Consider the following 21,570-nt stretch of genomic DNA (forward strand, 5'->3'; position numbering starts at 1 on the left):
CCAGACGGACAACGGACTTAGATCGCGCTGTGCGCCAGCACACCGGCGTCGACGCCGAGCGACTTCGCCAGCGCCACGCGCGTCTGCAGCGAGAGCTCGCCGCCGTCTTCCGCGTTGCGGATCGCCTGCTCCTCGACGCCCGCGATGCGGGCGAGATCCTCGATGCTGTAGCCTTTCCACTCCCGGACGGCCAGCAGGGGCGTGACGCCGCGATCGATCGCGGCAATCACCTCCGATGGAAGCGCCTTGTTGGGCTCGGTTCCGAAATCATGGCTGGATTCATCGGGCATGAATCGATCTCCTCGCTTGGGATCCAAAGGCTCGCGCAGGCGAGCCGTACGCCTTCGATGAGGCGGCCTGTATCGGCTCGCGGCGTCCCGCCTTGACAGGGCAGGCCATCCGGCGGGACGCGAGCCGTAGCCGCATTTGCCTTTACGGCATCAGGGCGCGGACGGCGTCCTGGCGATGGCGGATGGCGGTCAGCAGCTTGTCGGCGAAGGCGCGCAATGCCTCGTTCGGCGCTTCGGCGGAGAATTTTACAAAAGCCGACTCCGCCGCTTCCTGGCCCTTCGCCTGCTGCTCGAGATAGAGCGCGTCGAAATCGTGCTCGGAGATCTCGTTCAGCCGGTCGATCAGCCCCTGATGCTCCCGGTCCAGTGCCTTGGGTTCCGGGAGACCGCCGGTCGCGTCCTTCAACGCGCCGGCCGCGTCGTTATGGTCCTTGATCACCTGGGCCGCGAAGGCCCGGAGCTCGGCGTTCTGCCCCTTGTTGAGGGCGATGCGCGCGGCCTGCACGTCATAGATCTCGGCCATGGTCGCATCGCGGACGAACGCCTCGGTGAGCGGGGAAGGGGCCTCAGCGGCACCGTCCTCCGTCTCCGTCCCGTCAGCGATCGCCGATCGGTTCCGCGAACGGTCCCGGTCGTGCCCCTTGTGCGGCGTGTCCCGCTGGGGCGCCTTCGCCTGGGAAACCCCCAACCCGACCAGTCCCAGACCCAATGCCATCAGAAACAGCTTCGCACTCATCCAACTCTCCCTTGTTTGTCCAGAGCGAACCCGCGAACCGGCTCGCGGTTCCGCCTGCGATGGCCTCAGTTGCTGATCTTGGGCTCCAGCGCGCCCAACATTTCCTGGTGATGCTGCAGCGTCGGCAGGGTCTTGGCGGCGAAGCCCTTTTCGGCGCCATTGCCGCCCTTGATCGAATAGAGCGTGAACAGCGACACCGCGTCTTTGTGCGCCGCCGACTGCTGCTCCCAGTAGAGCCTGTCGAATTCGCCCGGCTTCGCCGCATTCAGCTTGTCGATCAGGGCCTGGTGCGTGCTGTCGAGCGTGGTCGGAACGGGCAGGTCGCCCGCGACCTTCTTCAGTTCTTCGCCGGCCTTGGTGTGGTCCGCGATCATGGCCGTCGCGAAGGACTTCAGCTGCGCATTCTGCGCCTTTTCGAGCGCGATCTGGCTGGCATCAATTTCATAGAGGCCGGACACCGCCGCGCGGGAGATGAACTCCTCGGCCTTGGGCGGCACCGCATCGCTCAGCGCGTTGGCGGGGGAAAGGCTCAGGGTAACCAGCGCGGTCCCGAGAGCGACGACGAGGGTGCGAGCAATCGACATGATTCCATCCTTGTGAAAATCCGCGATCTCGCGGCCGAACGGCAAAGGAGGGAGCGTATCGGGACGGCATCTCGATCGTCCTGCCGGCACGGGGCCAGCTTTGGATTTTCGGCGGGGATCCCGATCGCTCCTCCTGCTGGAGCCTCAACGGCCCGCCCCGCCGGATCGTTGCTCCTCGATCTGCGAAAGACTTTTTCGCAAGCGCCTATCCGTGCAGCCGGGGGCTATCACAGCTCGGGGGGGCGCGATCGCGATGGCTGGAGGTCTCGAGGAACGGAATGAACTAGCTGGCAGCGCGGACAATGGCTGTCCGAACCAGAGGTCGTCGCCTAGGGGGAGCGGCATGTGCCCCAAGCGCCGAGCTGGGCTGACAGGATTTGGCGCAGTACCTCACACAGCGGGCACCCACAGCGTGTAAGCCCCTCAGAATGTGGTTGCCGAGCCGACGAGCTTGAGCTCGGGTCCAGGCCCAGAGACGCGCGGGTACTCCGAACCGTCGGCCCGTCAGCGGGCCTCGTCTTCTCAACCGGACACGCTGCCGATATCAGCGTGGATGCGTCGGACGCGGCCTTCCCACAGCCCGGTGCCGAGCATGACAGCGCTGGTCAGCCAGCCCGCGACCAGCAGGTCGGTGCTGAGCAGGGCCGGGATCAGGGCCGCCAGAACGGCCGCTCCCACGACATGCGAGATCGGAATAGCGCCGTAGACCACCTTCTTGTAAATCGCGCTGCCGGCCAGATAGAGGATCGGACCGAACGACAGGATGAGGCCGTAGGCAAGCTTCACCCCCTCATGCGGGTGGGCCATGACCAGATCGTTGCCCACGGCGGTCGCGATGATGCCGGCGATCAGGATGGCATGGACATAGTGGAAGGCAGCACCGATCCGGCCGGGATCGTCGGAACTGGTAATCGCGTTCGTGGCGTCTTTGCTCGATGTCCCGAAATACAGCCACCACATGGCGAGCGTGCCCATGAAGGTAGCCAGCATCGCCGAGAGAACCGGCAGATCCCAGATCTCCGCGCCTGCCAGCATGGCGCCCGTGGCGAGCAGCGTTTCGCCGAGCGCGACGATGACGAAAAGCTGGCAGCGTTCGGCCAGATGCCCGCCCTCGATGGTCCAATCCCGGGTCGAGGACCGGCCAAGCCCCGGCAGGGCAAAGCCGAACATCGGAGAGACATATTCGCAGAGCACCGCGATCACCCAGAAGCCCACGCGCATCCAGGACTCTGAGAATCCGCCCGCAATCCAGAAGCAGGCCGAGATCAGCAGCCATCCGAGCATCCGCCGGTAGTTGGCGGCGAGCGGGTGATCGCGCCCCAGCGAAAACAGGATGAAGGCCGTGCGCCCGACCTGCATGGCGACATAGGCGCCGGCGAAGACCAGGCCGCGATCCCCGAAGGCGTCATCGAGCGCCGAAGCCATCACAAGCGCCAGCGCCATGGTGGCGAACAGCAGGCCACGAATGGGGGGCGTCTCGGGGTTGAACCAGTTGGTGGCCCAGCAGGTATACTGCCAGCCAAGCCAGACAGCGAACCACAGGATCAGGGTCTGCAGGATGCCTGTCGGTGTCAGGTCATGCAGCAATTCATGGCTAAGCTGGGTGACGGCGAAGACGTAGACGAGATCGAAGAACAGCTCTTCGAAGGTGACGCGGGCATGGTGGCCATCGCGGCGGCGCAGCAAGGGGTGATGGTTTGCCTGTTCGCTCATATCCCTCTCCTCACCGTCCCAACCGCCAGAAAGCGACCCCGGCAAGGACCGCCGGCACGGCAAAGACGATAGCGAGAATCGGCAGTTCTTCCTTCACCGAATAGCCAGCCCGGGTCACGCCGACCCACAGGTTGGCCAAGGCGATCAGCGCCCATACCGGGACGAACAGTTTTGCAGCCAACGCGAAGTCGGATGCAGCCCCACCCCAGAGTCTGCCGAACAGCAGAAACAGCCCGAGCAGAACGACCCCGCCGCCGATTACCAGCACCACATGCATCGCTATGTCTTCCCTGATCGTAGGGAACCAAAAAAGGCGCCGGCCTCGGTGGCCGGCGCCTCATCGCAATCAGTTCTCGCGTCGCCGCGTGGCTACCACTTGACGCGGAATCCGGCGGTGGCCTTCAGGTCGTAGCTGTCGGCGACGTTCTCGAGGCTGGTGTTGACAGAGCCCTCACCGTAGATCGAGTACTTGTCATTGTTCCAGTCGTAAGACCCGCCGAGGCCCACGCCGCCCCACAGCCGGTCGGAGCGGCTGGCTAGCGTTGCACCCGACACATCGACCGACGTCCCGTCCAGGAACTCGTAGTAGAGGTTGGCGATCCCGTAGACGTGGCTGCGCGATACCAGACCGTCCTCGGCACGCCAGGACTTGTTCTGGTCGAGCGACAGGCCGAGACGGCCACGCAGGCTGTCATTGTTGAGCAGCGAGACCCCCGCAACGTCCTCGCCATTATAGGTCTGCGTGAACGAGTCGAAGTCGACGGAGGAGTAGACCAGCTGTGCCTGCGGGGTCAGCGAAAGGCCGTTATCCAGGCCAATCCGCTTGCCGGTCTCCAGCGACAGGGCATAACCGGTGCCGTCATTGCCGGAAGCGAGGTTGCCCAGAACGTCCGAGCCGAGATCGCTGTCATACCAGCTTACCTGTGCCTGGCCGTCGACATAGAAGCCACTATTGCCGTACCAGGTCAGCGTGCCGCCGAAGCCCGCGCCATCCGTGCTGATCGAGCCATTGCCGAACGAGGACGAGATGTCCGCCGAGGCATGACCATAGTGACCGGTCACGGCGCCGATCAGCTTGCCGGATTCGTTCTCGAGAACCGAGAAGTCCACCCCGGCCTGGAACTTCAGCGTGTCGAAGTCGTAGTTGGAGCCCGTGGTCGAGACGGCAGGGTCGATCGAGGTATGGGCTGCCTCGATGCGGCCCCAGATGCCGCGACCTTCGATGCCCGACAGGGGCTCGCCGGCCAGCTTGGAGTCCGTGTCCACCGCGCCGCCGCTCCACGAGCGATTGCCGACGCGCTGCTGCAGGGTCGAGAGGCTGTTCAGCCCGAGCAGGACCCCGGCATAGGCCTCGAAGACCGGCGCGCCGGGCTGGTAGAGGAGCCCGCCCGGGTTCGAGCCGGTCGGAGCGAGCTGCGAACGCAAGTACCAGTCGCCGTCATCCGGGGTCGAGATGCCGTTCTTCCACAGCGTGTAACCATAGGCGCCGCCAAGCACCGCCTGTTGACCGGCGATCTCATAGTCGCCGACCAGCGAGAACGCGCCGTCGGAAGCACCACTGACATTGATGATCTTGATGCCTTCGACCGTCTGGGCACCGGTGCCGCCGATATTGTTGACGACGACCGAGGTGGCGCCTTCAGCTGTGCCGCCCAAGAAGGTCATCGTGTCGGTGGCGGAGGTGTCGTCGCCCAATACCGTGTCGACAACCAGGGTGCCATTGTTACCCGTGTAGAGGCCGTTGACCTGGAGATCGTCGTCGGCAGCGCCATCGGCGATCGAGACCGTGCCGCCATTGGTGAGGAAGCCGGTGATGTAGGTATCGCCGCGGCCCGGATTACCGGCGTCGTCATTGACGTCGCTGAGGAAGGTGGTGCCGCTGTCCAGCGTGAGGTTGCCGAGAATGTTCAGACCGTGCTGGTTGCTTTCCAGCGTCGATCCGTTGGTCAGGAAAATGCCGGTACCCGCCACGCCTGCCGTGCCAACGTTCAGGTTGCCCAGCGGGCCGTCCAGCGTCAGGTAGCTGTTGCTGACGTTGAAGACATCCCATCCGACAATGTTGTTGGCGTTGTAGGTGCTGTTCGCATCGTACAGGTTCAGAATATCGTCGGTATTGGTTCCGCCATAGCCGCCATTCACCTCGGTGATGCCCGAGAAGCCGCCATGGAGATCCAGACGATCCCCGCCCAACCCTAATTGGACAGCGCCGTTGACGCTGTTCTTCTCGACCTCGACCGTATTGGGGTCATCGGCGATCTCGGTGGCATTCTCGATAATGACATGGCTGTCGCCGATGTAGTTGCCAATAGCGAAACCGCTCGCCGACTCGATGACAGAGCCATTCTTGACGGTGATGTTGGTCAGCACGTTGTCATTGGTCTGGGTCCAGATGCCCCAACCAGAGCCCGCCTCAATATGGCCGGTGGTCGTGACATTGAGGTCATTCAGAGTCTGGTCCGCCAAGGCAGCAGAGGCCGTGCCGACATATACGCCGTTGTCGCGGCCCTTCACGTCATTGACAGTGATATTGACCTTCCCGACAGCGGCGTTATCGGCATAAAACTCAATGCCATCGTCACCGGAGACGATGGAGTCGCGCACCGTGATGTTGACCTCGCCGTCACCGCTGTGGAAGCCATAGATGCCGTCGTCGCCGGACTTGATGCTATTCACGTCAATGGTGAAGTCATGCGTGGATACGGCGGTGTCGGACCAGATGCCGAAAGCGAACAATTCGATATCTTCACCTGCGTCGATATCGTGAGCAGTGATGCTGATGTCGCCGCTACCGCTATGGGTGAAGTGAATGCCGCTGGCGCCCGACGTAATGTCATTTGCAGTGATCGTGAGGTCGGTCGTATTCGCATTCGTGTCGACATTGATGCCTTCGTTACCGGCGTCAATATTACCGACGTCAATGTTTACCGCGCCCGCGCCGGCGCTGGCGTTTACATCGAGCCAGATACCGTTGTCGTCGGCGACGATCGAGTCGTGCACCGTGATTTTGACTTCGCCATTTCCACTGGCGAAGCCGTAGATGCCATTGTCACCAGAGGTGATCTTGTTGACATCAACGGTGAAGTTGCCCGTGTTCGGACTGGTGTCCACGTTGATGCCGTTATTGACCGCGTCGATATTGTTGGCCTTGACCGAAACATCGCCCGTGCCGGCGTTGCCAGAAATATCGATGCCGTGCGTGCCCGCGTTTATATCGTAAGCGTCGATCTTGATGCCCGTCGATGCCGCGCCACCACTGGCGAGGATGCCATCCCAACCGCTGTTGATTGTTCCGGAAACCTTGATGTCGATGACACCGGTGCCGTTGTTCACGGCTTCAACACCGCGGCGCCCGGCATCAAGATCGTTGGCTTCAACGATGATGTCACCCGTGCCCGCATTGTTCGTAGCCTCGATCGCATCCCAGTTGGTGCCCGTGATGTGACCGTCCGACTTTACGACGATGTCACCGGACGAGCTGTTGTGAATCTCGAGGCCGTAGTTGTTCCCGGTGATGGCGCTGCCATTGGCGTCGTCAAAGCTGAAGCCATCGGTCCCAGACGTGCTGGTGATCGCATTTCCCGATGCCACGTCGAGACCGAAGCCAGGGTCCGTCACGATCGAGATGTCGCTCCCGGTGAAGGTCTGCGTCGTGTCGTTGGCCGAATCGGCAGCGCCGGAGCACACCGAAGCCGGCAATGCCGTGCAGTCCCCGGCGTAGGAAGCAGGCGTCGACAACAGCAGGCCGCCCAAGGCCAGCAAAGAGATCGTTCCGACCGCAAAGGTAGCCGATTCGCGACCGACCGACTGCGGTGCCACCCCACCGACAATGCCCTTGTACTTGGTGGCGCGGCCCCCGCGGACCAGCAGCGAGCGCCAGCCGGTATGCCCCTGATGGTCGTGATCTCGGCTTGGTTGACCGGGGAGGATTGATGGGATGGTGCTGGTCATGGCTCTGTCCTAGTGGCGATGATGCGATTTTAGGTTTCGGGGCGGTGGTTATGCGGAGACGCTGTCAGGCCGAGGGGCCGGGGGCGATGTCTTGGCGCATTGAGGCCGCATAGCTGACGACCGACGGCTCACATCCCGTGAAAGCAGCCGGCCTTCGAGAATGGTTTGCCGGCCGCTCCTTCCGGCGCGCAGCGACGCGGGGCGCCAAGGGCGTACCCTGGGGCGGTTTGGCGGGCTCGCCGGCACCGATCGTCATGCTGGGTGGCAGGATGGAGATCTCAAGGCGCTTTCGAGCGCTTTGGTTGCCGGTTCGCGCAAAGAAAGCGCGATCGAGCAAAGAGTTGCCGCCGTTCGGCGTCTCCGGGAAGCGATGAAAGACACTCGCTGGAGCCGAAACTCGCGCAGGGTCGAGACGACTTCCCGCCAAAGTGTTGAGCGGGGAGAGCAGGCGGCCCCCTGACATCCTGTTCAGGAGAGCAGACTGACAGGCGTTCTTTGAACTAGTTCGGTTCGATCTGGCAAACCACTCGACCAATACGTTACCCATATCACCCCCAATCAGTCCGCGTAGCCGCGCGCGCTGTCTATACAGCGGTACTTCAGGCGCAGATCTGCCTCGGTCCCGCTTCAGCAGCGAAACCGCACCCCTCCTTTCAATTAACTGCTTGATCGATTCTGAACAACTTCAGTAAATGTCTATTTCTGACACTTACTGTCATTGATAAAAGCTCAAGTATCGCTTTTCTGCCGTAATCTAGATTGAGGGCGGTGGTTATTTTACATCACTAGACAGAAAAGAGGCCGTTCTAGTCCGTGAATGCGAAGCCCAGTCCTCGAATCGCGTGCAGCGGGAGCTGCATTTCGGATTTCTCGGCGCGTCGACGCAGACGGCTGGCGATGGTGTCCAGGCGGGCATAGGAGAAGTCGTGAACGTCTGCGCCCAGGGCCTCGGCAAGCGCGCGCCGATCGACGGTCTTGCCGCGCTCGCTGAACAATCGCCCCAGAAAGCGCTGTTCCGAGGTGGTCAGACGAAGCCGGTGCCCCATCCCATCCGTCAATACCCATCCCCCCTCCAGCAGGGCCCATCCCGGGGTTTGGGGCGTCGCCTTGTTGCCGCTCAGACCCAGTCTCTGACTGAGAGCGACAATCGTGGCGGCGAGCTCGCGCATATCGATGGGTTTGACGAGATAGGCGTCCGCCCCCTTTGAAGCCCGCTGATTCGGTCGTCGACGGAGCCTCGTGCCGTTACGATGACAATCCCGACGGATCGAGACGATCGCAGATGGGCGGCAATGGAAAGCCCGTCTTCGCCCTCCAGGCCTATATCCAGAACAACGATATCGGCCGGTCTTACAGCGTAAGCCCGATAGAGTTCGGAAGCGTTGTGAAATCCATGTACGTCCAAGCCCAGCCTAGACAAGCCAAACACCATTTCCTCGCGGAAATCCTTGTCGTCATCGACGTAATAGACGAGGGAAGGAGCCGACTCTCCCGGCACGAACTCACTGCTGATCATAAAGACACTGCCTCAGCGACGTTTTGAATATGGGTGGAGCCAAATTCGCTCGATTGGCTTGGCGCGTTTCGGCAATGCAACCGGGGGCCCGGCGATCGAAAAGTCATCTGTCCGCTCGTCGTCACTATTCGGCGAAGCCCTCCGCGGCGGCAGAACCAGCGTCATCCGGAGTTTGCCATGCGCCGGCGTATTGGGGCCGCTTTAGGCGATGGTTCCCGCCTGCCTGCGAAAGACTGGATGAAGAAACGCCTTTAGATGGTTTTCTGTCACTTCTGCCTTTCAGTCAGTTCATCGCGCATCGGAAGCGCGGCATTGAACAGGCGGCGCTCGCTGCTCCAGACCTTGTGATCTCGGTGGAAGTCGGGGTCGTCCATTTCATTCGTCGGTATGATCGACTGCACCTCTTCGAATCGCGACGCTCGGCGTCCGGGTGATGAAGAAGAACGGCTCACCCTTAGCGAGTGTCGCGGCACCATAGCGGGCGAACCTCCAGCTCTGGGCGAAACTGAGCCGAAGCCAGTTGGTCTCCACGAGCCTTGCAAGGCGTCATCAGGTTTTAATCCGCACACGGTCCAGAAAATATTCGCGATCTTTCATTGGATAGCTGTTCAGTCGATTCCCGACAACTTCACTCAATGTCATATACTGTCATTTTCTGTCAGAAACCGTCTTGCCTCGGCATCGCAGGGCCAGGCGTCGCCGATCACTAACAGCCAATTATGCAATTAATTCCGGAGTATCCGACTTCACTTAATAATTGCGTTGTCTATTCAAGTTCGATGCCTCATGTGACAAACGTCATGGGTCCTTTTGTTAAAACAGGAGGACGGCGTCGAGAAACCAAGGTCGCTCTGCGTCCATTTTGCCATTATTCCGGATCCCCCTGCATGCTCCCCGTTAACGACGTCGTTTCCGAACGCCTTGAGATCGACGTTGGCCCCATACCGAATGCGTTGGCTTCGCGACTACGCAGACAGGCGCAGCTTGCGGGGGGCGACGGTACGAGACCCCATCAATGACAAGCGTGGAACGCGACAAAGCTGCACTGGACGGCCCTCTTCATGCTGAGGCGGATGGGAGCGGCGGGCTTCCGCAGCAGCGCAAGCGGCATAGGCTGTCGCGCGTTCACCGGGTGACGATTGGGGCGGCCGTCGCGTGGCTGTTGCTCGTGGCCGGCATGGGATGGTGGATGTCGCAGCGCATCCTGACGGAACAGACCGACAGTCTGGCAGCCAGTGCCGAATACGAGGCAATCACTACTGCACGCATCATGGACCGGTTGTTCGCCGAGATGGTCAGCGTGTCCAATATGGTGGCGAGCCAGGGGCAGGTGATCGAACTGGCGGCTCGCTACCTCACGGATCCGCCGGGTACTGCCGAACTGACGCGTCAGCAGCGCGCGGCACAATTCACGCGCGACCCGTTGGTGCGGCAGGTCGGCGACTTCATGAACGCGCTTGCAGCCGATCTGGGCTATGCACGTATCTATATGAACAACATGTCCTACGATACGATTACGGCCAGCAACTGGGCTGAACCGCAAAGCATCGTCGGCATGATCTACTCGGGTCGGCCCTACCTCATCAATGCATTGCGAAATGGCAAGGGCTCCTCCTTTGGTATTGCGCGCATAAACAAGACCCCCTCCTACTTCGTCGCCAGTCGGATCAACGATGCCAACGGCGCACCGCAGGGAGTGGTCACGGTGAAGTTTGATGCACCGGACGTGGCTCACTACCTGACTGGCCGGCACATTGCCCTGGTCGTCAATCGCCAAGGGCGCGTAATCACCACCTCGTCCAAACCTTACATGCTGCGCAATGTGGCGGCGCTCTTGCCTCCTGGCGCAATCGATCCGTCCGACGGCGAGGAAGAAACTGGAGAACCCTTGGACGTGCGCTCCACGACGGACGCCCGGCAAGCCGACCACTGGCTCATCGAAGGCAGACCCTACCTTCTGCGGGCGCAGTCACTGGCCAATACGCCATACCATTTGCTCACGCTCGCTTCCCTGGACGAATTGGCGCCCATGCGTCGGCAGCATTGGATGATGGCGGGACTGACGGCGGGGTTCGGCCTCGCCTTGATCCTACTTTGCGGCCATCTGGCCACGCAGATTTCCGAGCGTCGTTTACGAGAGGAACAGTATCGTATCATCGCGATTTCCCAGGCAGCCGAACGCGACCTGATGATCAAGGTGCAAGAGCGAACCACGGAACTCTCGCAAAGCAACGCCACGCTCAAGGCCGAAATGGGTCGACGCCATCTCCTCGAGGTTAAGCTGAGGCAATCGCTCGACTCTCTCAACGATGCCCTTTCGCAGCAACGAGACTTCCTCGCCCTTGTGTCGCATGAGTTTCGAGGGCCCTTGGCCGTGATAGCCGCCGCCGCGGACAATCTGTCCCATTCGGCGATAGAAGGCACCGACGACATCAGGGCGCGTACTACTAAGATCCGCGAGACCGTGAGACGGTTGTCCATGCTGATCGAAAACGTTCTGGCGGGCGACCGCCTCGATGCTGGTGGGCCCCACACGGCGATCGGGAGGTTCGACCTGAACGCCACATTGCAAACCGCCAAGGCCGGACTGGACGACGTGGCGGCCAGCCGGGTCGACTTCACTCCGGGGGATGAGGCGATCGTCAAGGGGGACCGCTACCTGCTGGAAATAGTGCTACAGAACCTGATCCAGAACGCTCTGAAATATTCACCTCCGACCAGTCCGGTTACCGTTCAGCTGTCTGTTGATGCTGCTACGGCGTTCGTCACGGTGACGGACCGTGGCGCCGGCGTCCCGCCCGATGCCCACGCCTTCATATTCCTCAAATACTATCGAGCCAGGGGCCAGCGCGTGAATGGATCGGGTCTGGGGCTCTATATTTCGCGGGAGATCGCTCGACAGCATGGCGGCGACCTTACCTTGGTCGCCAGCGACACGTCCGGGTCGACATTCCGCCTCTCCCTCCCACTCGTGAGAACATTTTCTTAGGGGCCTCGCCCGACCGTGTAGTAGCGCGTAGTTTGATCGACGCTTCAGCTAAGCTTTTGATTTAGCGGGTGGCAATCATCGGACAGCTCGCCCCATCGCCTTAGCGAGGCTGTCGTGAATGTTGCGGGTTCACGCCTTTTTCCGCCATCAGCCTGACAAGCCACTCGACGAAGACCCTGACCTTGTTGCTCAGATGCCGGTTTGGCGGATAGACGACATAGAGCGGGATCGGTTCGATATGCCAGTCCGGCAGCACCGCAAGGAGCCGCCCGCTGGCAATCTCGTCCGCCACCATGCAGCGAGGAAGCTGGCCCGCGCCGAGGCCGGCAAGAACCGCTGCCGTGTAACTGCGTGCGTCGTTGACGGACAAGGCGTAGCGCGGGTTGATCTCGACGCGCTCGCCATCCCTTTCGAACTGGAACGACATGCTCCGATTGCCGGGCGGCATGAAGTAGCCGACACATTGGTGGTCCGTTTCAAACTGCGAGGGATGCTTCGGCATCCCGCGCCTCTCCACGTAGCCGGCGGAAGCGCCAAATGTCAGGTCGACCTGGCCCACGCGACGCGCGATCAGGGACTGATCGGCAGGCTGGCCGCCCCGCAAGGCGACATCGACATTTTCGGCGAGATAGTCGACATTCCGGTCGCCGACACCCAGGTCGATATGGATGTCCGGAAACGCCCGGTGGAAATCATCAAGCGCAGGAATGACGATCCAGTCCGCGAAGATGCTGGCCATCTCCACCCGCAGGCGTCCCGTCGGGGTCGAGTAGGATTGGGACAGACTGCCGTCGAGTTCGTCCACTTCGGAAATGATCCGCAGGGCCCGCTCATAATAGAGGGCGCCATCCGTCGTCACCATCACCCGCCGCGTCGTCCGATTGAGCAGCTTCGTCTGCAGGTGCGCCTCGAGATTCTGGACGAGGTTGGTCATCGACGCTTTTGACAGGCCGAGGGCCTCGGAAGCCTTGGTGAAATTGCCGGTATCGACGACACGGATGAAGGCGCGCATGGCCAATAGCTGATCCATATCAGAGCCTGCGCCTCCGGATTGCGGGTCATTGTTCGAAATCTCGAATAGAGTAGTCGGATTTGGCGCCCTTATTCAAGGCGTTGAATAATGCTAAATTTTTGAAATGACGGGAGCTGCGAACCCTGCGGCCTCAACATCCAGAGTGAAAAGCGTGATCGCCGTCCAAGTGAGAAATGTGGAGTTGGAACAGCTGGCGGGAGGCTGTGTGTCTGCGCAGATCTATCAGGGCGCAGAACCCGTCCGATGCCCGCCCGTCCTCCTGTATTTTCATGGCGGCGCTTTCATGCGTACGGGTCTGGAAGAGTGCCCGCTCGCCCGGTGCTTTGCGGCGACCGGCGCAATCGTCGTGGTGCCGGACTACAATGCGCCTTTCGGCGGCGTGTTTCCCAAACCCATGGAAGTCGGCTTTTCGATCTTCTCCGCCCTTGCGAAGAAGTGCGCCGGATTTGGCGAGCGAAAGTCGCTGCTGATCGTCGGCGGCGAGGAGTCGGGCGCCAATATCGCCGCTGCCGTCGCGCTGAAGGCACGCGACAACTTTGCCGGCGAACTGGATGGCCAGGTGCTTGCTTCGCCGCTGCTGGATCCTTTCATGGGCTCGCCGTCGTTTCGCAATTCCGACGATATCGGGATGCGCCAACGCTGGGAAAATGGATGGGCCCATTATCTGAGCGGCGGGATCTGTCATCCCTACGCCGCCCCCACCCTCTGTTCGCGCCTTCATGACGTGGCGCCGGCACTCGTGCTGGCGTCGGACGACGATCCCTTGCTGGATGAAGCGAAAGACTATGCCCGGCATCTGACGGATGCGGGGGTTCCCGTACACCAGCACATTCTTCCTGCCGGGACCGGCTGGCCATCCATCTATGGTGGCGACACGGGCCAGGCATCGTCATGGCAGGATCCAGTAGGCAGCCATTTTTTGAGTTTCACCCGCGAACTCGGCACCCGGTATGCGCGGCTTGAAACCTAGTTGACCATCGCCGGCATCCACACGCCGTAAGGAAAAGACAATGACACCGACTATCAAGCGCTGGGCCCTTGCGGGCACCGGTCTGGGCCTTGCTGCGTCCGTTTTGACCGCCGCCATGGTCCTGGATCTACCCCTGAGCAGCCGTGCAGCGGCATCGGACGCGGTGCTGCAATCCCCGGCAGTTCCCGTTACCGTCACCGTCATAGAGGCTCGTGACGTGAACCGGTGGCAGGAGTTCTCCGGCCGCCTCGAGGCGGTCAACCGCATCCAGATTCGCTCTCGCGTCGCGGGCGCCATCCAGTCCGTCGACTTCCGGGAAGGCTCGCTCGTAAACGCCGGCGACCTCCTTTTCACGGTCGATCCGGGCCCGTATCAGGCTGCCGTCGCCCAGGCAGAAGGCCAGGTCGCGTCGGCTGCTGCCAAATTGAAGCTCGCAGAAATCGAGTTGGAGCGAGGACGGCGGCTGTCGCAGACCCAGGTCATATCGCAAAGTACCCTGGACCAGCGTCAGAACGCCCTGGCCGAAGCGCGGGCAGCGCAACAGACGGCCCAGGCCGTCCTGCAGTCGGCGCAATTGGAACTCGACTATACGAAGCTATATGCGCCGGTCACCGGTCGGATCGGCAAGGTCGAAATCACCGCCGGCAATCTGGTCGCCGCCGGTTCCGCCTCGCCTGCGCTGACGACGCTGGTCTCGATCGATCCGATCTATGCGAGCTTCGACGTCGCCGAGGAGATGGCGGCACAGATCCTCGCCAAGCTTCCGTCATCGGGCGCCGCCCATTCGCCTCTCGAAGAGATACCCGTCGAGATCCAGTCGCCGACGGCAGATGGCGCGCCCCTTCACGGAAAGCTGCAGTTCATCGGCAATCAGGTCGATGCGACCAGCGGCACCATCGGGATCCGCGCGGTCTTCTCCAATCCGGGTGGCAAGCTGATTCCGGGCCAGTTCGTTCGGATCCGTGTCGGCGAACCCAAGGCCGAGAAGCGGATCCTGGTCAGCGAACGCGCGATCGGCACAGACCAGGACAAGAAGTTCGTCTTCGTCGTGGATGCGGAAAACAAGGTGATCTATCGACCCGTGCAACTCGGCGACAGCGCGGATGGTGAGCGGATTGTCGAAAGCGGACTGGCCGCGGGTGACCGGGTGGTGGTCAACGGTTTGCAGCGGGTTCGTCCCGGCGCCCTTGTGGCCCCGAAGGTCGATGAAGCGGTCGCCGTCCTGAAATAGAGGCCACAGCGGAGGGCCCCCAAGCTCCGCAAAAATCTCAGATTCTTCTAATCGGCCTGCGGAGCGATCCGGGGACTAGGACGATTCACGCAAATTTCGTCCCAGAGTAGGACTTGGAAATGAATATATCGCGGTTCTTCATCGATCGCCCCGTGTTTGCCGGCGTGCTGTCCGTCCTCATCGTCGTCGCAGGCCTGATCGGCATGCGGTCGCTGCCGATCTCCGAATATCCGGAGGTCGTTCCGCCTTCGATCGTCGTTCGGGCGACCTATCCGGGCGCCAATCCCGTCGTCGTCGCTGAAACCGTGGCAACGCCTCTGGAGGAGCAGATCAACGGCGTCGAGGACATGCTGTACATGAACAGCCAGGCGACCTCCGACGGCGTGCTGACCCTCACCGTCACCTTCAAGCTCGGCACGGATCCCGACAAGGCGCAGCAGCTGGTGCAGAATCGCGTCTCGCAGGCGGAGCCCCGCCTGCCGGCCGAGGTCCGCGCGCTGGGCGTCACGACCATCAAGAGTTCGCCCGACTTCATCATGGTGGTCAACCTGGTTTCCGACTCGGACCGCTACGACATCACCTATCTGCGAAACTACGCGACCTTGAACATCAAGGACCGCCTGGCTCGCACGGAGGGCGTCGGCCAGGTCCAGATTTTCGGCGCCGGCGACTACGCCATGCGCGTCTGGATCGATCCGGAAAAGGCTGCACGACACAGCCTTGCCGCGAGCGACATCACCAATGCCATCCGCCAGCAGAACATCCAGGCGGCCGCCGGCACGATCGGCGCTTCGCCGGCACCGTCGACCGCGGACCTGCAGTTGAACGTCAACGCACGCGGCCGCCTCGGCACGCCCGAGGAGTTTGGCGACATCATCGTCCGGACAGGCGCGAACGGCGAGATAACGCGGCTCCGGGATGTGGCCCGTGTTGAAATGGGCGCGGCCGACTATACGCTGCGCTCGCTGCTCGATGGCCAGCCGGCCGTGGCCATCGCGGTTCTGCAGGCGCCAGGCTCGAATGCCATCGAGATCGCCGACCAGATCTATTCCACGATGGATGAGCTGCAACGCGCCATGCCGGAAGGGGTCCGGTACGAGATCGTCTATGACACGACCCAGTTCGTGCGCGCTTCCATCGACAAGGTCATCGACACGCTGCTCGAGGCCATCGCGCTCGTCGTTCTGGTCGTCATCCTCTTCCTGCAATCCTGGCGGGCGTCGATCATTCCCCTGATCGCGGTTCCCGTATCGATCATCGGCACCTTCGCCGTGATGTATGTGTTCGGATTCTCCATCAACGCGCTGACGCTGTTTGGCCTGGTGCTGGCCATCGGCATCGTCGTCGATGATGCCATCGTCGTGGTCGAGAATGTCGAGCGCAACATCGAGATGGGGCTCAGCCCCCGGGAGGCGACCTATCGCGCCATGCGCGAAGTGTCCGGACCGATCGTCGCCATTGCCCTGGTTCTGGTGGCCGTCTTCGTTCCCCTGGCGTTCATCAGCGGGCTCTCCGGCCAGTTCTACCGCCAGTTCGCGCTGACGATCGCGATCTCGACGGTGATTTCGGCCATCAACTCGCTCACGCTGTCGCCCGCCCTGGCAGCCCTTCTGCTCAGGGACCATCACGCGCCGAAGGACCGCCTTACCCGCGCCATGGATTTTGCCTTTGGCTGGTTCTTCCGCGGTTTCAACCGGATGTTCAGCTCCGCGTCCGCCGGTTACGGCAAGGGCGTAGGCGGCCTCATGACGCGCAAGGGCATCGTGATGGCCATTTATCTCGCCCTCGGCGGCGCGACCTATCTGGTTTTCAACAGCGTGCCCGGCGGGTTCGTGCCGGCCCAGGACAAGCAGTATCTGATCGGTTTCGCGCAGCTCCCGGACGGCGCCTCGCTCGACCGCACCGAGACTGTCATCAAGCGGATGAGCGCCATCGCTCTGGAACAGCCGGGCGTCGCCCATGCGATCGCTTTCCCGGGCCTGTCGATCAACGGCTTCACGATCGGCTCGAACTCCGGCATCGTCTTCGCGATCCTTGACGATTTCGAGAAGCGCAAGTCGCCCGAGCTGTCCAGCGGCGCGATCGCCATGCAGCTGAACGGCAAATTTGCGGGGATCCAGGACGCCTTCATCGCCATGTTCCCGCCGCCGCCGGTCAACGGTCTTGGTTCGACGGGCGGCTTCAAGCTGCAGATCGAAGATCGCGCCGGCCTTGGCTACCAGGCACTCGACACCGCCACCAAGGACTTCCTGGCCAAGGCCAGCCAGGCGCCGGAACTGGCCGGCTTGTTCTCCAGCTTCCAGATCAACGTGCCCCAGCTCTTCGCCGATATCGACCGGCCGAAGGCCCAGCAGCTTGGCGTCGCGGTCACGGACGTCTTTGACACGCTGCAGATCTATCTGGGGTCGCTCTACGTCAATGATTTCAACGCCTTTGGCAGGACCTACAGTGTCCGTGTCCAGGCCGACGCGGCCTATCGGGCCGTGCCGGAAGACATCGGCCGGCTCCATGTCCGCTCGCAATCGGGCGAGATGATCCCCCTGGCCGCCCTGCTCAAGGTCGAAAGCGCCAATGGCCCGGAACGGACAACACGCTACAACGGCTTCCTGGCCGCCGACATCAATGGAGGGCCGGCGCCTGGATTTTCCTCAGGCCAGGCCGAAGCGGCCATCGAGAAGATCGCAGGCGAGACCTTGCCGGCGGGCATCGACTTCGAGTGGACGGACCTGACGTACCAGCAGATCATCGCCGGCAATTCGAGCTTCATCGTCTTCGCGCTCGCCTTGCTGCTGGTCTATCTGGTGCTGGCGGCTCAATATGAGAGCCTGACCCTGCCGGTCGCCATCATCCTGATCGTGCCGATGGGCGTGCTGGCAGCTCTGACGGGCGTCTGGCTGATCGGCGGCGACAACAACATCTTCACCCAGATCGGCCTCATGGTCCTGGTGGGCCTGTCCGCCAAGAACGCGATCCTGATCGTCGAGTTCGCCCGCGAACTGGAGTTTGAAGGTAGGAACCCGGTTCAGGCGGCCATCGAGGCCAGCCGCCAGCGCCTTCGGCCCATCCTGATGACCTCGATGGCCTTCATCATGGGCGTTGTTCCCCTGGTTGTTTCCGTCGGCGCCGGTGCGGAGATGCGCTCGGCCATGGGTGTCGCGGTCTTCTCCGGCATGATCGGCGTCACCTTCTTCGGCATATTCATGACGCCCGTCTTCTATGTCCTGATGCGCCGGGTGGCGGGCAATCGCCCGCTCGTCCAGCACCATCTGGACGTGGAAGGCGGGGAAGTAAAGATCGGGAGCATCCGAAGCCACTGATCCCAAAGCTGCTGAACTACAGCGATTTTCCGTCGCCGGCCGCCCCTTGTGCCGGCTACCGATATCCGGCGCCGCGTCCAGAAGGCAGACCGTGGTTGTTTCCATCCCAGTCATTTCGATGACACATGAATCGAACGTCCGGCTCCGAGACCTAGCGCTGCGAGCACAACGCAGAAAATCATGCAGACGGTCAACACCGCTTGCCAGCTTCCTGCCGCGTCATGCAGCGCTCCCAGCAAAACCGGTCCGGTTGCCGACATGAGATATCCGACGGATTGGGTCATGCCCGAAAGAGTCGCGGTTTGATGCGAGGTGGCCGTCCGCAGGCCAATAAAAGCGAGCGCCAACACGAAGGCGCCGCCAATTCCGAAACCGAAGAGTGCCACCCACAATACGGCGAGGGCTGGCGCGAACAGCAGCCCTGCCAGCGACAAAAGACCCGATAGCGCCAGGCCCGCGGCCAGGCCCCGCTGGTCCCTTGCCGTCTTCACCAGGGGCACGATCACAAATCCCGGCAGGATGGTCGCGAACTGCATGACGGCATGAAGCGAACCGGCCTGATCCGGTGAATAGCCTTGGGTCAGCAGAATGGACGGAAGCCAAGTGGCGACCGCGTAGTAGACAAAGGAATTGACGCCAAAGAACAGGCTGACCTGCCAGGCCAGTGACGATCGCCAGATAACGCCGCCATGCGGGGCCGTGGCGGTGCCGGCAGCCGGGCGCGAATGCCGACGAAGCTGCGGCAGCCAGGCCAGGGCGCTCAGAACAGGCAAAGTCAAGAAGGCGCCAAGCGAAATCTGCCAGCTGAACGCTTGGGCCAGCGGCACCACAAGCGCCGAGCCGACTGCCGATGCCACGCCCATCGTGATCGAATAGACAACCGTCAGCTTGGTGAGCTGATCGGGGAAATCGCGCTTGAGCAGGCTGGGTAGAAGCGTGTTGCCGACCGCTATTCCCGCGCCCAACAGCGACGTTCCGAGAAACAAGCCCCAGGACGGACCTAATGAGCGAACGAGAATGCCGACTGCCATCACGATCAAGGCAATGAACAAGGTTCTTTCCAGGCCATATTCCCGAGCCAAGCCTGCCGAGAACGGCGAAATGACGCAAAAGATGAGCAGTGGCAGCGTCATCAGTAGCCCGGCCTCGCTCGCCCCCATGCTGAAGGCGTCGCGGACAAGGTCGAGCAGCGGGCTGACAGATGTGAACGGGGCCCGCAAATTGGTCGAGAAAAGCAGGATTCCGACGATGATCCAGTATGGGTGAAGGCGGCGGGCGTGAGAGGACATGGATTTCCAGCGCGAGAGGTGAAACTGCGCTGACACTAGAGGGGGCGAGCCCTGCCGAATTTCGGTATCATGACGAATAGTTTTCGAAATCGGTCAATCACCCATGAGTTCCCTCCACGCCTCCTTGGCTTCCTTGGATCCGGACTTGGTCGATGAGCCGGCGTTCGCGGCCAGTATCACGGTCAAGGAGCACGAGGCGGAGTTGCCCATGCACCAGCATCGCAAAGGTCAGCTGGTCGTGGCCCTGCAGGGCGGGGTCATGTGCCGGGCGCACGGTGGCTTGTGGATGGTCCCGCCGGGCAGCGGGGTCTGGATCCCGGGGAACGTCTTGCATTCCAATCACGTCACGGCCAATGGCCGGATATGCCTGCTCTTTGTCGCACCCTCCGTGCCGGGACTGCCGACCCAGTGCTGCACGCTGTCGCTGACACGCCTCGTCATAGAGATCATCAAACACATGGCAGCCTATCCGCGGAGCGCCCATGCCCCGGATTCGCACAAGGACCGGATTGCTGAGGTGGTACTCGAGGAACTGCGGCGCATGAAGGTAGCGTCGCTTCATCTGCCGATCCCCGATGACCCGACTCTGACCCGGATCGCCAATGCGCTGATCCAAAACCCGGACGACCGCAGCACGGTCGCCGAATGGGCGAAGCGCGTCGCCATGAGTGAGCGCACACTGGCGCGCTTGGTTGTCAGGACAACGTCGATGAGTTTTGGCAGGTGGCGACAGCAGTTGCATATCATCATCGCCCTGCAACGCCTGACATCCGGGCGTTCGGTGCAAAGCGTGTCGGATGATCTCGGCTACGAGTCCGTCAGCGCGTTCATCACAATGTTCAAGAATGCCTTGGGTAAGCCGCCCGCCCGCTATGTCGCCGAACAGGAGCTACGCGACGGTTCCTGATCAAGACGGTTGCCTACCACGCGCCCTCGGCATCTGGGCAATGCTCTTGGCAATTCTGATCATTGCGATGCGTAGGGGGGCTGAGCAGACCTAGCGAGAGCAGCGGAAGCCGCCGAGCGGTCCCTGATCGCCGCACATAGCGCCGAGTGCGTCTCGCCGTGTTGGGCTTTCGAAGTTCGCGGAAGAACGCGGTGGTTCCCGGGTGCTTCCCAGGTCGATCGCAAACGATATTCCCCGAGAGGGGGAAACTCGCAACGTTCAATGATTCGAATGGAGGTGCTTTGGTACAGTTGGGCGGGCTCGAACCGCCGACCTTCGGAGCCACAATCCGACGCTCTAACCAACTGAGCTACAACTGCCTGCCAAAAGCGAGCGGAACCTAGAATCAAAGTTCGCCGGTTACAAGCACGGAATCCGACTTATCCGCAGAAGCTTTGAGCCGATAGCGAAACGGCCCGAAAATCGATCGGGCCGTTCGTCATTTTTGGCGGAATTCCGCGATCGGCAAGGGGCCGATCCAGATGTAATCAGCTGGGCTGGAAGCTCTTCAGCGCCTTTTCGACGCCCTGCTTGACCGGGCGCGACGCGTCGGTCGCGAACTTCTGCGCGAATTCCTGCATGTCGCGGGTCTGCGCCGTCAGCGTCTCGAACTGCTGGCGGGCAAAGGCGGCCTGGAGCTCGACCGCTTCGGCGAACGACTTGACGCCCATGAAGGCACGGGCGAACGCATAGGTGGCGTCCGAATGCGTCTTGGCGTTGTCGAGCGACTTGTTGCCAAGCGCGACGAAGCCGCTGCGGGTGGTCTCGTAGCTGTCCTCGAACACTTCGCTCGCCTCTTCGGCGGCCGTCTTCAGCTTGGCATAGGCATCCTTCGAGCCGGCGACAGCCTTGTCGGCCATCTCGCGGAAGGCTGCGGGAACCTCGACATTGGGAACCGCGAAGCTGAACGCTTCAAACGGGGCGTCGAAACCCTTGCTCGACTTGGAAGCGGATTTGGCGCTCTTGGGGGCGGTGGCGGTATCGGACATGGACTGAAAGTCTCCTTCG

17 protein-coding genes and 1 tRNA gene are annotated in these 21,570 nt (G+C 61.8%); 5 read left to right on the forward strand and 13 right to left on the reverse strand.

All coding sequences use genetic code 11. From position 1 onward, the window contains the following. Nucleotides 1-17 precede the first annotated feature (17 nt). From ABIE08_RS16440 to ABIE08_RS16480, 9 genes are all read right to left on the reverse strand, one after another. Nucleotides 18-290 carry a helix-turn-helix domain-containing protein gene (locus tag ABIE08_RS16440; protein ID WP_354552654.1) on the reverse strand — a complete coding sequence of 91 codons (273 nt, stop codon included), beginning with the start codon at nucleotides 288-290 and terminating at the stop codon, nucleotides 18-20. Nucleotides 291-432: 142 nt separating this feature from the next. After that, on the reverse strand, nucleotides 433-1,026 hold the full coding sequence (locus ABIE08_RS16445) for a DUF4142 domain-containing protein (protein ID WP_354552656.1): 594 nt from the start codon (nucleotides 1,024-1,026) through the stop codon (nucleotides 433-435). A 65-nt stretch (nucleotides 1,027-1,091) separates the two neighbouring features. After that, a complete protein-coding gene (locus tag ABIE08_RS16450; RefSeq protein ID WP_354552658.1) occupies nucleotides 1,092-1,610 on the reverse strand; it encodes a DUF4142 domain-containing protein in 519 nt (172 codons plus the stop codon). 522 nt (nucleotides 1,611-2,132) lie between these two features. Beyond that, the gene (locus tag ABIE08_RS16455) at nucleotides 2,133-3,323 is read right to left on the reverse strand and encodes a low temperature requirement protein A (protein WP_354552660.1); all 1,191 of its coding nucleotides are present in this window, start codon (nucleotides 3,321-3,323) and stop codon (nucleotides 2,133-2,135) included. A 10-nt stretch (nucleotides 3,324-3,333) separates the two neighbouring features. Next, the gene (locus tag ABIE08_RS16460; RefSeq protein WP_354552662.1) at nucleotides 3,334-3,600 is read right to left on the reverse strand and encodes a hypothetical protein; all 267 of its coding nucleotides are present in this window, start codon (nucleotides 3,598-3,600) and stop codon (nucleotides 3,334-3,336) included. Nucleotides 3,601-3,692: 92 nt separating this feature from the next. Further along, nucleotides 3,693-7,271 (reverse strand): autotransporter outer membrane beta-barrel domain-containing protein, encoded by a 3,579-nt coding sequence (locus ABIE08_RS16465; protein ID WP_354552664.1) that lies wholly within the window; start codon nucleotides 7,269-7,271, stop codon nucleotides 3,693-3,695. Between the two features lie 806 nt (nucleotides 7,272-8,077). After that, entirely contained in the window at nucleotides 8,078-8,440 is a 363-nt protein-coding gene (locus ABIE08_RS16470) for a helix-turn-helix domain-containing protein (protein ID WP_354552665.1), read from the reverse strand. Next, nucleotides 8,389-8,787, reverse strand: a complete 399-nt coding sequence (locus ABIE08_RS16475; RefSeq protein WP_354552667.1) for a response regulator transcription factor — start codon at nucleotides 8,785-8,787, stop codon at nucleotides 8,389-8,391. Before ABIE08_RS16475 ends, ABIE08_RS16470 begins: the two co-directional genes overlap by 52 nt. A gap of 375 nt (nucleotides 8,788-9,162) precedes the next feature. Beyond that, a complete protein-coding gene (locus ABIE08_RS16480) occupies nucleotides 9,163-9,318 on the reverse strand; it encodes a hypothetical protein (protein ID WP_354552669.1) in 156 nt (51 codons plus the stop codon). 484 nt (nucleotides 9,319-9,802) lie between these two features. Between ABIE08_RS16480 and ABIE08_RS16485 the strand changes: the two genes are divergently transcribed. Next, a complete protein-coding gene (locus tag ABIE08_RS16485) occupies nucleotides 9,803-11,776 on the forward strand; it encodes a sensor histidine kinase (protein ID WP_354552671.1) in 1,974 nt (657 codons plus the stop codon). Nucleotides 11,777-11,876: 100 nt separating this feature from the next. Here the strand turns inward: ABIE08_RS16485 and ABIE08_RS16490 are convergent, their stop codons facing one another. Next, nucleotides 11,877-12,806 (reverse strand): LysR family transcriptional regulator, encoded by a 930-nt coding sequence (locus ABIE08_RS16490; RefSeq protein ID WP_354552673.1) that lies wholly within the window; start codon nucleotides 12,804-12,806, stop codon nucleotides 11,877-11,879. A gap of 157 nt (nucleotides 12,807-12,963) precedes the next feature. On the opposite strand from ABIE08_RS16490, the gene ABIE08_RS16495 reads away from it, so the two are divergent. From ABIE08_RS16495 to ABIE08_RS16505, 3 genes are all read left to right on the forward strand, one after another. Beyond that, a complete protein-coding gene (locus tag ABIE08_RS16495) occupies nucleotides 12,964-13,779 on the forward strand; it encodes an alpha/beta hydrolase (RefSeq protein ID WP_354552832.1) in 816 nt (271 codons plus the stop codon). A 40-nt stretch (nucleotides 13,780-13,819) separates the two neighbouring features. After that, nucleotides 13,820-15,010 (forward strand): efflux RND transporter periplasmic adaptor subunit, encoded by a 1,191-nt coding sequence (locus ABIE08_RS16500; protein ID WP_354552674.1) that lies wholly within the window; start codon nucleotides 13,820-13,822, stop codon nucleotides 15,008-15,010. A gap of 119 nt (nucleotides 15,011-15,129) precedes the next feature. Then, a complete protein-coding gene (locus ABIE08_RS16505; RefSeq protein ID WP_354552675.1) occupies nucleotides 15,130-18,327 on the forward strand; it encodes an efflux RND transporter permease subunit in 3,198 nt (1,065 codons plus the stop codon). Between the two features lie 110 nt (nucleotides 18,328-18,437). Here the strand turns inward: ABIE08_RS16505 and ABIE08_RS16510 are convergent, their stop codons facing one another. Beyond that, a complete protein-coding gene (locus ABIE08_RS16510) occupies nucleotides 18,438-19,616 on the reverse strand; it encodes an MFS transporter (protein WP_354552677.1) in 1,179 nt (392 codons plus the stop codon). A gap of 103 nt (nucleotides 19,617-19,719) precedes the next feature. Between ABIE08_RS16510 and ABIE08_RS16515 the strand changes: the two genes are divergently transcribed. Then, a complete protein-coding gene (locus ABIE08_RS16515) occupies nucleotides 19,720-20,523 on the forward strand; it encodes an AraC family transcriptional regulator (protein ID WP_436409565.1) in 804 nt (267 codons plus the stop codon). A gap of 282 nt (nucleotides 20,524-20,805) precedes the next feature. Here ABIE08_RS16515 and ABIE08_RS16520 read toward each other — a convergent pair. Both ABIE08_RS16520 and ABIE08_RS16525 read right to left on the reverse strand, forming a co-directional pair. Then, nucleotides 20,806-20,882, reverse strand: a tRNA-His gene (locus ABIE08_RS16520). A gap of 168 nt (nucleotides 20,883-21,050) precedes the next feature. Further along, on the reverse strand, nucleotides 21,051-21,551 hold the full coding sequence (locus ABIE08_RS16525) for a phasin family protein (protein WP_354552680.1): 501 nt from the start codon (nucleotides 21,549-21,551) through the stop codon (nucleotides 21,051-21,053). Nucleotides 21,552-21,570: the final 19 nt, after the last annotated feature.

Origin of the sequence: Kaistia defluvii, from assembly GCF_040548815.1 — a bacterium.
Classification (GTDB): domain Bacteria; phylum Pseudomonadota; class Alphaproteobacteria; order Rhizobiales; family Kaistiaceae; genus Kaistia; species Kaistia defluvii_A.

Coding starts and splice junctions, on each gene's coding strand:
- ABIE08_RS16505 (WP_354552675.1), top strand. CDS start 15,130: ATGAATATATCGCGGTTCTTCATCGATCGCCCCGTGTTTGCCGGCGTG.
- ABIE08_RS16455 (WP_354552660.1), bottom strand. CDS start 3,323: ATGAGCGAACAGGCAAACCATCACCCCTTGCTGCGCCGCCGCGATGGC.
- ABIE08_RS16450 (WP_354552658.1), bottom strand. CDS start 1,610: ATGTCGATTGCTCGCACCCTCGTCGTCGCTCTCGGGACCGCGCTGGTT.
- ABIE08_RS16525 (WP_354552680.1), bottom strand. CDS start 21,551: ATGTCCGATACCGCCACCGCCCCCAAGAGCGCCAAATCCGCTTCCAAG.
- ABIE08_RS16500 (WP_354552674.1), top strand. CDS start 13,820: ATGACACCGACTATCAAGCGCTGGGCCCTTGCGGGCACCGGTCTGGGC.
- ABIE08_RS16460 (WP_354552662.1), bottom strand. CDS start 3,600: ATGCATGTGGTGCTGGTAATCGGCGGCGGGGTCGTTCTGCTCGGGCTG.
- ABIE08_RS16465 (WP_354552664.1), bottom strand. CDS start 7,271: ATGACCAGCACCATCCCATCAATCCTCCCCGGTCAACCAAGCCGAGAT.
- ABIE08_RS16510 (WP_354552677.1), bottom strand. CDS start 19,616: ATGTCCTCTCACGCCCGCCGCCTTCACCCATACTGGATCATCGTCGGA.
- ABIE08_RS16515 (WP_436409565.1), top strand. CDS start 19,720: ATGAGTTCCCTCCACGCCTCCTTGGCTTCCTTGGATCCGGACTTGGTC.
- ABIE08_RS16485 (WP_354552671.1), top strand. CDS start 9,803: ATGACAAGCGTGGAACGCGACAAAGCTGCACTGGACGGCCCTCTTCAT.
- ABIE08_RS16470 (WP_354552665.1), bottom strand. CDS start 8,440: ATGCGCGAGCTCGCCGCCACGATTGTCGCTCTCAGTCAGAGACTGGGT.
- ABIE08_RS16475 (WP_354552667.1), bottom strand. CDS start 8,787: ATGATCAGCAGTGAGTTCGTGCCGGGAGAGTCGGCTCCTTCCCTCGTC.
- ABIE08_RS16490 (WP_354552673.1), bottom strand. CDS start 12,806: ATGGATCAGCTATTGGCCATGCGCGCCTTCATCCGTGTCGTCGATACC.
- ABIE08_RS16445 (WP_354552656.1), bottom strand. CDS start 1,026: ATGAGTGCGAAGCTGTTTCTGATGGCATTGGGTCTGGGACTGGTCGGG.
- ABIE08_RS16440 (WP_354552654.1), bottom strand. CDS start 290: ATGCCCGATGAATCCAGCCATGATTTCGGAACCGAGCCCAACAAGGCG.